Below are 10,882 nucleotides of genomic sequence, written 5' to 3'. Positions count from 1 at the left end.
GCGGCATCGCGTTCCGCTTCGACAAGACGCCAGAGAGCTACGAGGCCGGCCTGCATCTGTGTGGTGCGATGCTCTGGCTCCGCAGCATCGCACCACATTCATGATCTGAACTCCAGACAGGACCTAGCTCCCGGCGTGCCGAGGCCCTCGCCCCGGCGAGCGGTACCTGGGTGTTGGGCGATTCTCTACGTGAGCACGTACGTGGAGGCTCGCGACGTTCCTGGTGAACAGGAGCGCTGATCTCGAAGGGCAGCCTGATGGCGCTTCGTGTGCGACGACACGGTGAACACGAAGGCTCTCGGGTGTCGTCGAGTGGCCAGTGCTCGGGTCCTTCGTAGGTGCGATGATCGGTCCGTGGCTGAGGAAATATCGCGCTGGTATCGGGGCCGTTTGGTCGTGGGGCCGTTCAGGCCGTTCGAAGCCGCGGAGCTGAGCCGTCTCGAGCAGGAGATTGGACTGCCCCTGCCGGCGTCATACCGGTCGTTCCTGGAAGCGGCGGGTGGGAAGAACCTCACCTACTCGGTCCGCCTGCCGGGTTGTGAACCGGAGCCGTTGCAGAGCTTCGACGATCTCTACCAACTCGGCCGCGACGGCGATGGTGAGTACGGCTGGGGCACCCTGCTCGGTGAATACCGCCGCAGTCGCCAGGGGTGGCTCGCGGATGAGGTCTCGCTCGCGGGCCTTCTGCCGATTGCCCGAAACGGCGGCAGCGACACCCTGTTCCTGGACCTGAAATCCGCCACCCACGGCCAGCTCCACGCCTTCGTCCATGGCATTTCCTTGCCCGGATACCTGTCGAAGGGGGTCTTCACCAAGGTCGCTGACGGCTTCGACGCCTACCTCGACAGCCTGGTCGTCGATCCGGGAGTTGGCCGCGGACACGTGGGCTGATGTCGTCGACAGCGACTCCACCGACCCGTGGCGGCGGACCGTCGAGGAATGGCTGGACAAGGATCTGCCGGGTTGGCGCCTGAGGCCGTTGACCGGGTGATCCGGGCATGATCACCCACCCGTTTGGAGAGGTTCCGGCTGATCGTTGCAGGTCAGACGGAGGTGTCGGTGCTGGTTGTCGACTCGGACGGGCTGTTGGTGGGCGTCAGCTTCGGCAGGGCCAGCTGACGTGTCCGGCGTGTGGGGCGGTTCTGGCGCCGTGGGGTCATGGCCGGCCGCGGTCGATCCGGGGTGATCTGGGGGCCCGGGCTCATCTTCAGCGTCGCTCAACACCCTGGAACTCGTCGGCTCACCCTCCCTCGCCAAAGCCCACCTCACCTGCCCTCCCGAGAGCCCGCTGGCATTCCTCAACGGTCACAAACCCATGCTGTCCCTGACCATCCAAAGCTTCCGTTTCACCGTCGGAACCGCGCACACCTCCACCGACCGGGACGCCACACCCGCCGCTCACACCCAGCCGGCAGCATCCAGTCCAGCTCGACACCCACGGGACGCCTACTCCGGACCTGGAGCACGCCGCCAGCCAGTGGCACGAGTCCTGGACGGACGTGGCGGGCTTGGAAGGCCTGGTCGTCAAGAACATGACCCAGCCCTACCGCCCGGCCGCCAGAAGCTGGACCAAGATCCGCCGCAGAGACACCACCGAAGCCATCATCGGCGCGATCACCGGCACCCTGACCCGTCCTGGGTTTCGCATCCTCGGCCGCCACGACCAGGCCGGGCGGCTGCGCACGGTCGGCCGCACGACAGCGCTGCGCCCGGACGGGGCCCGCGAGGTCGCGGAGCACCTGGCCCCGCCGGCCCCGGCCACCCGTGGGAGGGTGTGCGGTTCGCGGGCGGCGTGGGGGTCCCGCGATGTCCTGGACGCGGTCCTGGTCCGCCCGGATCTGGTCGCGGAAATCAGCGCCGACCGGGCCGTCGACCACGGCGGGGTCTACCGGCACCCGCTGCGGTTCAAGCGGTTGCGCCAGGACGTGGAGGCGCGGGACGTTGCGGGCTTCGGCCAGGGTCCCGCGACTGCTGTCGGCTGACCTGCCCGGATTCAGGATGTGGTCCTGGCCGACCAGGCCTACGGTCCCGCGCGATTTCATTTGGTCGGCCGCGGGGGAGCGGCCCGGCGGGCGGCTGGCCGCCGCCGTGGCCGCCGCCGTAGACCTGGCGGCCTCACCGGGAGCTACCAGAACGTTCGGACGGTGCAGCCGTTGGGCTTCTCCACCCACCAGGACTACGTCCGGGCCTTCACCGCCAAGGCCGGCGCTTACAAGAAGGCGCGCTACATCCTCCCCGAGGACGCCGCCGTGATGCTCCGACGGGCGTCGTTGTGCCCGCCCCTGACGTTCACGGAAACCTACCGCGACCACTACGCCGAGTTCGTCGCCGTACGGCCATGCGCGACCGGATAGGCCTCCGGCGGAACTGCCGAGCCCGCAGGCCCATACGGCGGCGGAGGACGCCTCCCTTCTGAGGGAGACCGCTAGCGCGAAGGGCGTTGGGTTGGATATGTCGGTCCGGGCGCATGGTGTTCTCACCCTCGGAGCGCGGCCAGGTGGACGCGAGAAGGCGTCGTGCTCAGGCGGCCGCGCCGGTCGGGGGCCCTGCCGCGGGGTACTGGGGAGCGGCGAGGCCCACCCCTGCCACCGCGCTCGGACGGTGCCGCGGCAGGGGCCGCGTCTGGCGAGCCGGTGGTCCTTCCTCGAACGGGGAGTGATCCGGGGAAGGACCATCGCCGGAATCCAAGGATCAGAACAGACGAACGACTGTGTCGATAGGGCGGCGGGGTGCACACTGACATTTCCCTGCGTCCCGCTGACATCTACTCTGCGCCCGACATTGGGGGTGTTGCTTAGGCCCTGCACTCAGGAGACTCCTAGGATGGCGAATCTTGAGGCTTTATACGGGTTGGTCGGTGTGCTTGGTGGTGCATCGATCGGTGGTCTCAGTACCGGGTTGCTCCAGCGTGCCGCGTACAAGAGGGACGTCCAGCGAGCCGAGCTGGAGCGGGGAACGCAGGCGCGGGCGACGAAGCAAGAGCAGCAGTCCCGGGTGAAGGAACGTGCGCTGGAAGCTGTCGCTGCGGCTCGGTCGAGCACGCGAGCGTGGGCCCAGTACATGGAGTACGTGCTGCAGAACCTGACTGCTGGGGAACCCGTTGATCGGGCATCCTTCGACGCTGAGGTCTCAGGGTTCCTGACCGCAGCAGGAAGCGCCTACTACGGGCTCGCGGCCACTGAAGGCATTGAGCTCGTGGAGCACCACAACCCCGGGGACGAAATGATGTCCATGACGGAAATCAGCGCCAACGTCCGCCTCGTGCTTCTCCAACCGCTGCTTCAAGGGCGGAACCCTGTCCTTGAGAGACTGCTCCGGCAGATACAGATGACCTCCGCGGGCATCAACGCGACGATGGTCCGGCAGACGGAGGTACTGACAGGCCGGGGATCGGACGTTCCCCGAGCCGTCGCCAGGCCAGCGAATGCCTCGCTTCCCAACTACCTGGCGGCCCCACCATGTGTGGATTTCGGGCCGCCGAGGCCGTCCGTGTTCACTGCGACGAACGAGCTCGGCGATGTCGTGGAACGGCCCGAGCCGCTGAAGATAGCCGCGATGCTGATCGAGCTCCGACGAAGCGGCCTCCGACGAGGCAACGCTTACCTGAACGTGGTCAAGCCGGACGACGACTGTCCCAACGACCCCTCCATCCGAGTTGTGCTGTGGCACGACAGCAGTTACCAACTGAGTTACTTCGACGGTGCCTGGGGGAGCCGAAAGACGCGAATCGTCTCCAAGGAGCAGGTCCTAGAGGTCCTTCTCGCCTGGGTGACCGACCGGCCAGATTGGCAAGACGGCCTCGTGTGGTCCGATGGGTCTTCTTAGCCGGCATTGGAAGCTCCACCGTCGCCGCACTCGTTGACGCTGGAGCCGGGCTCCTGCCCCCGCGTCGTGGCGCTCAGGCCCCGCCCCGGCGGCCGCGGTGAGGCCGGACCGGACAAGACGCTCCCCGGGCGACCCCGGCCACCACCAAGCGGGGTCACCTCCGGCGCGTAAGCGCGGGAGGCTTTTGGGGCGGTGGTGGAGTTCGTGTCCGGGAGGGGTGTGTGAGGATCGGGGCATGGGGAGTGGAAATCTGCGGAGTGTTGGACCTGTAGGTGAGGTAGAGGGGCGCGAAGCCCTGCTCCAGATGGTGAGGGGTGCGGCCCGAAGTGAGTCGGACAGGCAGGCCGAGGCCGTGTTTGTCGTGTGCCGGTGGTGCGGTGCGGAGGAGTTCGAGGTGGTGGCGAGGGAGTGCTTCTGTTTCGGCTGCTGTCTGCCACTGGGTGTAAGGGATGGCGTGGAGGAGGGTTTTCCGGGGCAGTACTGGTGGAGGCTTGAGCCCCCAGACACTCTGCTCCCCGCCTGCACGCCAGGCCTGCAGATTCTTCCGGAAGAGGTCTGCCGGTGCCCTGAGGGGCATGGTGTGTTCGAGCTGGCCATTGGTTTCACCCGTGGTGTGGACCACCGGATCCGTAGGCTTTCGGTTGGGCTGAGGTGTCCGGAGGATGGAGGGCTGCATCTGTACATCGACAACGCCCATGTGGTGCCGGTCGAGAGGGATACCTGAGACTGGTTGTCGATGACGCTCGCATGGCGCTTCAGCTGATCGAGCGGGGAGATGGCCCGCACCTGTGCCCACAGCACTGAGCCTTTTCCAACCTCGCGCTGAGGCGTGGTGAAGGACGAGGACGGCCTTCACGATGTCGGTGATCCGGTTGGTGCTGCAGCGAAGCTTTCGCAGTAGACGCCAGCCCTTCAGCACGGCCATGGCCTGCTCGCCGACGCAGCGGATCTTCGCGTGGCTGCTGTTGTGCCGTCGCTTCCAACGCTTGAGCCGACGGCCCCGGAAGGGGACTCGGATGTGCCGACCGGCGCCTTGGTACGCCTTGTCCGCCCAGCACTTCAGTCCCGCGGCGGCGAGCGCATCGACGATCCCGTGGCTTCGGGCGGCCGTCAGGTCATGGGTGGCTCCGGGCAGGGCCGGAGCCACCCAGAGCAGTCGGCCGAACGGGTCGGTGAGGACCTGCACGTTCATGCCGTGCCGCTTGTGCTTGACGCCTCTATGTTCGTCAAGCTGTCCTGGTCGCTATCGAAGTGCTGACGACCTTGAAGATCTTCCGGGCGAGATACCGCTTGAGGTATCTGATGATCTCCCTTCTGGTCCGGTCTTCCGCGGTCCGTCGCGCAAGGTAGGCACGCGTCTCGGGGTGGTCGCGAAGCCGCGTAAGGGCGATGCGGAAGAGAGCCGCATTGGCCTGGCGGTCGCCTCCGCGGTTCAGCCGACGTCGCTGACTCTTGCCGGATGATCGTTCGACCGGACTCACTCCGCACAGTGCGGCGAAGGACGCCTCACTGTGGAAGCGCTGCGGGTTATCCCCGGCCGCGACCAAGAGCGCTGCGGCCGAGTCCGGTCCGACTCCGTGGAGTTCCAGCAGGTCGGGCGCAGTGTCCTGAACCCGTTGTCTGATCAAGCGCCCGAACTGGCGGATCTCCTCCGTCAGGCTCTGCACGCGGCGCGCCAGCAGGCGCAGGGTGAGCTCGACGGGCAGGGCGACGCCGGGGGACGCCGGGTCAGCCAGCTCGGCACACCGAGCAATCAGCGTGCTGTTGGTCAGCCCCGCGAGGGCCTCGCGAAGGTGAGGATCTGTGCAGACCAGCACGGCCTTGATCTGGTTGATGGCCTGGGTACGAGACTTGACCGCTGAGTCTTTCGCAAGTTTGAAGACGCGCAGCGCTTCGACAGCACCGTTGCCGGACTTGGGTACAGCCGTGGCCCGGCCGGAGAGCACGGCCCGGGCCGCTGCCTCGGCATCGACGGCGTCGGTCTTCCCCCTGCTTCGGCGCATCGACCGGTCCGGGCAGTTGACCTCGATGACCGCGACGCCAAGCGAGCACAGCTTGCGTGCCAGGCCGGCCCCGTACGAACCGGTGCCCTCGACGCCGGCCTGGCTGACCCGCCCATGGGACCGCGCCCAACTCCACAAGGCTTCGTACCCGTGCGTTGTAGCAGCGAAGGCCTCCGTGCCGAGGAGCCGGCCCGTGACGTCGATCATGGCGGCGACGTGGACGTCTTTGTGTGTGTCCACCCCGAGGACGACTACCTGCTGCGGCGGCTGCTCAAGACCAGGCTGTATCGGGCTCACGACGGGCTCTCCTCAGTGCTCAGCGGCGGCGGGATCCGCTGACACCGGGCAAGGCCACAGGTCAGGACTGTGACGACGCCTCGGAAGGAGGCAAGGCCTCTATTGGGACACGGTCCGCCTTGCCCGGCGCCAGCATGCACCGCCCCGACGCGGTGGCCGACAGATCAAACACAAGGCACCAAGGGCCAGCCAGAGTACGAGTCAGGCCCCGCGTCGGAACGGCACACCCATACTCACAGCCGGAGTAGTTCCGCCGGTCGGCCTTCCCGGAGCGGCGCCTGGTGCGGATGAGGGTGCCGTCGATCAGGACCACCTCCCCGCCCTGCCTGGCGAGCTTCTTCAGGGCGCGGTCCAGGCGCGGTGCTTGGAGCGCGAGCAGTCCAAGCAGTTCGTCGCGCCAGCGGCGGACGGTGGATTCGGACACGTTGTTGCCGCCGGCCATGTCGGCCAGGCGCTGGTCGTGGCGTAGCACGGCAAGGACGATCACCGCGATCTTCCCCGGCGGCAGGATCCGCCACCTGGACCGAATCGCCTTCAGATGACGCCTGAGCAGATCGGCGAGGTGGTTGACGGTGCGCGTGGACAGCGGCAGGCGGGACTGGTAGGTAAGCGGGCAGGTGTCCTCGGCGCGTTCTTCGGTATTCGTCACACAACTCCAACGGCCGCCGGGGGCAACCTGGTTACGCCCGTGCAGCACCGTCTTGCGCGTCGGGGTTCCTGGTTACAGGCGGATGGTGAACCGGCCGTCGGGCAGTTTCCGCAGCCAGCCGCGATCGACGAGTCGGACCAGCCTCCCGCGCAGCGGTTCCAGCTTGGCACGCACGCTGACGTCGATGCCCAGGCCGTCGCCGACCTGCCGGGCCTTGAACGGTCCTGCGGCCTCCCTCACGGCGGCGAGGATCCGCTGATAGTCCCGCGGGAGCGTGGTCTCCTCCATACCCGGCTCGCGGTGCGGAATCAGCATCACCGCCTGTCCGCCCACCTGCCCCGGCAGCGGCGCGGCGGAGGCGCGCTCATCGACGAGCTGATCGCTCACCCGCTCAACCTCCAGCTGGTGCTCACCCCTGACCTGTACGAAGAGCCAGTGCTCCATCGTTTCCGACCGACGGAGGTGCGTGGTACACACCCGCTGCTCTGGCGGCGTCGGCCGAACTGCGCGGCCTGCGGCTTGTCGCGCTGGTGTACGCGTCCTGAAGGTCCAACGAGGCCAGGTCCGTGGGCGATAGCTTCCACTGCCGCACCGGATCGACTAGCGGTCGCGAAGCGGGTGCGCATCTCGGGCGGGAGACCGAGAACCAGAACTTCACCAGCAGGACCCCCTTGTCCGGGGTCCCATTCGACGGCGGTCCCGGCCGTTGACCCCTTGTCCGGGTCCGGCGCACGGACGCGGACGCTGCGTCTCCCCTGGACATGCCCCGCTGCTGGCCACCGTTAGACCGCCGGTCAAGGGGTCCCTCCGCACGCTCTCCATCCACCGCCCCGGCGTGGGGCGGTGAAGGAAGCGAAGGAGATACGACGATGGCGACCATCCACTCCCGTCCAGGACGCGGCCCGCTGCCGCCGGGCCGGCCCTGCCCCGAGCTGGATGCGAGCAGGACCCGCACTGGCTGGGCAAGTGTCGGCGTACACGTGTTCAAAGTGCACCGGGCGGTACACGCGAACGTGCACCACGCGTCATGGCCGATCTTGCTGGACTGTCACCGAGTGGCATTGCTGCCTCGATCGAGATCCTTGAGGAACTGCCGTTGGCCGTCAAGGAATCCGTCCGCGAAGAGCAACCGGGGCGAGAAGAGCGCAGTGAGCGTGATCTTGAGGTCCGACTGCTCGATGGACCGCTTGAGAAGCGAATGGGTCGCGTCCGGGTAGCGCTTGGCCATCAACGCACCGCCTGCGTCCAGCACCTCGCGGTAGACGCGCTCCGTGTCTGCGATGTCCACGTTGATGTCATGACCCGCGAGGGCCAGCAACACCGGTACGCCGCGCAGGGCGCGAAGGTCTTGCGTGGCGTCCGAGGTGTAGTTCTTGGAGATGAAGCCCCAGCGATCGGCGGTGATGCCGTCCGCGTCGCCCCCCATGGCCTTGACGTACTCCTCGAAGGGCGCGTGGCGTTCCAGCAGCCGTCGGGTGGTGTCGCTCTTGGCGATCGCCGCGTTGGTACGGAGTGCTGACGCGCCGTCGGCACGCAGCTCGGCGAGGAGGTTGTAGCGGCCCTGCCGGAGCCAGTTGATCGCCGGCGAGACGGCGATGACGAAGCTCACGGGCGCCTTGGCGGCGACCTTCGGCAGGACCCAGCCCGCCTGGCTGACGCCCCAGAGCCCGATCCGGTCGCCGTCGATGTCCGGGCGGGCGCGCGCCCAGGCGATGGCGGCGGCTGCCTCGTCGGCCCTGTCGTCCATAGACTGGCCGAGCCAGTTCCCGGGCGCGCCCGCGACGCCGGGCTTGTCCCACGACAGGGAGGCGTAGCCGGCCTCGGCGTTCGCTTCCCACAGGGGCCTGTACCCGTCGCCATGGGTGGCGTCGACGGGGCCGTCGCCGTGGACGTACACGACCAGGCCGTGGTGCTTTCGGCCGTTTTTGGGAGTGGCCAGTACTCCGTTGAGGGTGTGGCCGCCGTGGCGGATCGATACCCGCTGCTCGTCCATGGCATAGGAGTGCTGCCACAGCACCACACCGCCGAGACCGGCGGCCACGACCAGGGCCGTGACGAGTGACCACACGGCTATGCGGAGCCCGCGCCGTCGGGGCTGGATCTTTGGACGCATGGGATATGACCGCCTCTGTTCGGGTGAGCCAACCTGAAACTATCAACATGAGCACGACCGTCGCAAGAATGATAGTTTTGAGTTTCGGGTTGCAGTGGGAGAAGGAGGAAGACGGCATGGGACTGGACACGACGGACACCGGTACTGGACCGGTGACGGTCCGGCGGGGCCTTCCGGCCGGCGCCGAGCGGCGGGCGGCCGAGCTGTACTGGGAGGCTTTCGGCCGTAAACTCGGCCCCGCGCTGAACCCGCCGGACAAGGCGGTGCCCTTCATCGCCGCCCACCTGAACGCCGATCGCGCGGTGTGCGCGCTCCTCGACGGGCAGCTCGTCGGCCTCGCCGGCTACCAGCTCGGCGGCCGTGCCCTCACCGGGGGATCGGCCTCCGCCGTGCTGCGCGTGTACGGACACCTGCGAGGACTGCACAGACTCTTGCTCCTCGCCCTGTTCGAACGCCACCCGGCCCCCGGACAGCTCGTCATGGACGGCATCGCCGTGGACCCGGGCATACGCGGCCGTGGCGTCGGGAGCCTGCTCATCGAGGAAGTGGCCGCCATCGCGGCGGAGCAGCACTGCCGAGAGATCAGACTGGATGTGATCGACGCCAATCCGCGCGCCAAGGCCCTGTACGAGCGGCTCGGCTTCATGGCCGTGCGGACCGAGAGCACGCCCTACCTGCGCGGGCTGCTGGGGTTCGGCGCGGTGACCACCATGCGTCGCGCCGTCGCAACGAGAGGAGCGCGAGAACTGTGAGCGCCGAGACGGACCACGTCGAGGTCCCCACCCGCATGCTCGTCCACGCGCTGATCCGCGAGGACGGCACCGTCGGCGCGGACGAGCTCTACACCGTCGCCAACACCCTGGGCATGAGCGACCAGCAGGTGCGGCTGTGCGTCAAACGCCTCGTGGCCGAGGGCCGGTTCACCCACGAGGGCCGCGGCCGCAAGGCGCAGCTGCACGCGACCGCGGACACCACGCGCGCCCTGGCTCCCAACGCGGACTTCCTCCGGCACGCGTTCCAGCAAGACGCCGGACTCGCCCCCTGGGACGGCGTCTGGCACCTGGCCGCCTTCGCGGTGCCCGAATCGGCACGCACGGCCCGGGACGCCCTGCGTGAAACCCTCGTCCACCTCGGCGGCGCCCCACTCCAGGGCGGACTGTACGTCTGCGCCAACGCCTGGGAACCGTACGTCGAAGAAGCGGCCCACCACCTCGGTGCCCATGGTGCGCTCACCCTTCTCACCACGGCCGACCTGCGCAAGGGCGACACGCAAGAGCCTGTCGAACTCGCCCGCCGCCTGTGGCCCCTCCAGGAGATCGCCGACCGCTACCACCGCCTCAGCCGAATCGCCCGGCCCCGCCTCGACCGACTCACCGGCCCTGCCGGACTCTCCCCGTCCGCACTCCTCACCACCGCGGTCGAGCTCGCCGCCGAACTCACCCGCGCCATGGAGCCCGACCCGCTGTTGCCGCCTCAGCTGCTGCCCCAGCCCTGGCCCGGCACCCAGGCCCGGGAGCTCATCGCCCGGTGCTGGGCGGCCCTGCACGAACAAGAAGGCGGCGAAGCCCGCCCAGCCCTCTTCCGCCTCTACGCCGACATCACCCGAGAAGCTGCAGACCGGACCGCGCGCTGAAGACGGGACAGAGGACGTGCACTTTGATGCGTACCGACCGGTGCATGTTCCGGGCTCTGGCAAGATTTTCGTAGCTGGAGATCATCTCGGTGGCACGGTCGGCCGGTCCGCGTAGCGGGCTGCCGACAGTCACGTATTCCGCACAGGTGGTGCGTCAGATACCTACACAGGTGGGCCCTGCGTCCGCACGCCCGTATCCGAGCACCTGAGCGAGGACTTCGCGGAACTGCCTGATGTCCTAGGGCCTGTGTGATGTCGTGATCAGTCGGGGGTCTTCAGGAGGTCGTCGATCCAGATCATTGCGGCACGGAGATGGACGCCGGCGAGGTAGCTCTCGGGTGATTTGTCGTAGCGAGTGGCGA

At 68.0% G+C, this 10,882-nt stretch carries 13 protein-coding genes and 1 pseudogene; 8 read left to right on the top strand and 6 right to left on the bottom strand.

Annotated features, from left to right (window positions below):
* Positions 1-354 precede the first annotated feature (354 nt).
* The 5 genes from OTB20_RS41075 to OTB20_RS41055 all read left to right on the top strand — a co-directional run bounded on the left by OTB20_RS41075 (position 355) and on the right by OTB20_RS41055 (position 4,549).
* Positions 355-891, top strand: a complete 537-nt coding sequence (locus tag OTB20_RS41075) for an SMI1/KNR4 family protein (RefSeq protein WP_267825023.1) — start codon at positions 355-357, stop codon at positions 889-891.
* Positions 892-1,499: 608 nt separating this feature from the next.
* Positions 1,500-1,982 carry a hypothetical protein gene (locus OTB20_RS41070; RefSeq protein ID WP_267825022.1) on the top strand — a complete coding sequence of 161 codons (483 nt, stop codon included), beginning with the start codon at positions 1,500-1,502 and terminating at the stop codon, positions 1,980-1,982.
* 162 nt (positions 1,983-2,144) lie between these two features.
* Positions 2,145-2,354 carry a hypothetical protein gene (locus tag OTB20_RS41065; RefSeq protein WP_267825021.1) on the top strand — a complete coding sequence of 70 codons (210 nt, stop codon included), beginning with the start codon at positions 2,145-2,147 and terminating at the stop codon, positions 2,352-2,354.
* A 469-nt stretch (positions 2,355-2,823) separates the two neighbouring features.
* Positions 2,824-3,825 carry a hypothetical protein gene (locus OTB20_RS41060; protein WP_267825019.1) on the top strand — a complete coding sequence of 334 codons (1,002 nt, stop codon included), beginning with the start codon at positions 2,824-2,826 and terminating at the stop codon, positions 3,823-3,825.
* A gap of 235 nt (positions 3,826-4,060) precedes the next feature.
* Entirely contained in the window at positions 4,061-4,549 is a 489-nt protein-coding gene (locus tag OTB20_RS41055) for a hypothetical protein (RefSeq protein WP_267825018.1), read from the top strand.
* A 96-nt stretch (positions 4,550-4,645) separates the two neighbouring features.
* Here the strand turns inward: OTB20_RS41055 and OTB20_RS41050 are convergent.
* Together OTB20_RS41050 and OTB20_RS41045 are read right to left on the bottom strand one after the other, a co-directional pair.
* Positions 4,646-5,035, bottom strand: a pseudogene (locus tag OTB20_RS41050) (transposase family protein); the annotation flags it as partial.
* A gap of 16 nt (positions 5,036-5,051) precedes the next feature.
* Positions 5,052-6,035: an IS110 family transposase gene (locus tag OTB20_RS41045; protein ID WP_267825017.1), complete on the bottom strand. Its 984-nt coding sequence runs from the start codon at positions 6,033-6,035 to the stop codon at positions 5,052-5,054.
* Positions 6,036-6,044: 9 nt separating this feature from the next.
* Between OTB20_RS41045 and OTB20_RS41040 the strand changes: the two genes are divergently transcribed.
* Positions 6,045-6,167: a hypothetical protein gene (locus tag OTB20_RS41040; RefSeq protein WP_267825016.1), complete on the top strand. Its 123-nt coding sequence runs from the start codon at positions 6,045-6,047 to the stop codon at positions 6,165-6,167.
* 19 nt (positions 6,168-6,186) lie between these two features.
* On the opposite strand, the gene OTB20_RS41035 is transcribed toward OTB20_RS41040, so the two are convergent.
* The 4 genes from OTB20_RS41035 to OTB20_RS41020 all read right to left on the bottom strand — a co-directional run bounded on the left by OTB20_RS41035 (position 6,187) and on the right by OTB20_RS41020 (position 8,887).
* The gene (locus tag OTB20_RS41035) at positions 6,187-6,774 is read right to left on the bottom strand and encodes a hypothetical protein (RefSeq protein ID WP_267825015.1); all 588 of its coding nucleotides are present in this window, start codon (positions 6,772-6,774) and stop codon (positions 6,187-6,189) included.
* Positions 6,775-6,846: 72 nt separating this feature from the next.
* On the bottom strand, positions 6,847-7,161 hold the full coding sequence (locus OTB20_RS41030; protein WP_267825014.1) for a hypothetical protein: 315 nt from the start codon (positions 7,159-7,161) through the stop codon (positions 6,847-6,849).
* A gap of 22 nt (positions 7,162-7,183) precedes the next feature.
* Positions 7,184-7,537: a hypothetical protein gene (locus tag OTB20_RS43060; RefSeq protein WP_420716613.1), complete on the bottom strand. Its 354-nt coding sequence runs from the start codon at positions 7,535-7,537 to the stop codon at positions 7,184-7,186.
* A gap of 285 nt (positions 7,538-7,822) precedes the next feature.
* Positions 7,823-8,887 (bottom strand): alpha/beta hydrolase family protein, encoded by a 1,065-nt coding sequence (locus tag OTB20_RS41020; protein ID WP_267825012.1) that lies wholly within the window; start codon positions 8,885-8,887, stop codon positions 7,823-7,825.
* A gap of 116 nt (positions 8,888-9,003) precedes the next feature.
* Between OTB20_RS41020 and OTB20_RS41015 the strand changes: the two genes are divergently transcribed.
* Complete coding sequence (locus tag OTB20_RS41015; RefSeq protein ID WP_267825011.1) at positions 9,004-9,639, top strand: GNAT family N-acetyltransferase; 636 nt, start codon at positions 9,004-9,006, stop codon at positions 9,637-9,639.
* 35 nt (positions 9,640-9,674) lie between these two features.
* Complete coding sequence (locus OTB20_RS41010; RefSeq protein WP_267825024.1) at positions 9,675-10,520, top strand: PaaX family transcriptional regulator C-terminal domain-containing protein; 846 nt, start codon at positions 9,675-9,677, stop codon at positions 10,518-10,520.
* The last annotated feature ends 362 nt before the right edge of the window (positions 10,521-10,882 follow it).

Source organism: Streptomyces sp. H27-H1 (genome assembly GCF_026627445.1).
Lineage (GTDB): Bacteria > Actinomycetota > Actinomycetes > Streptomycetales > Streptomycetaceae > Streptomyces.
This window is presented reverse-complemented; position numbering and strand designations above follow the sequence as displayed.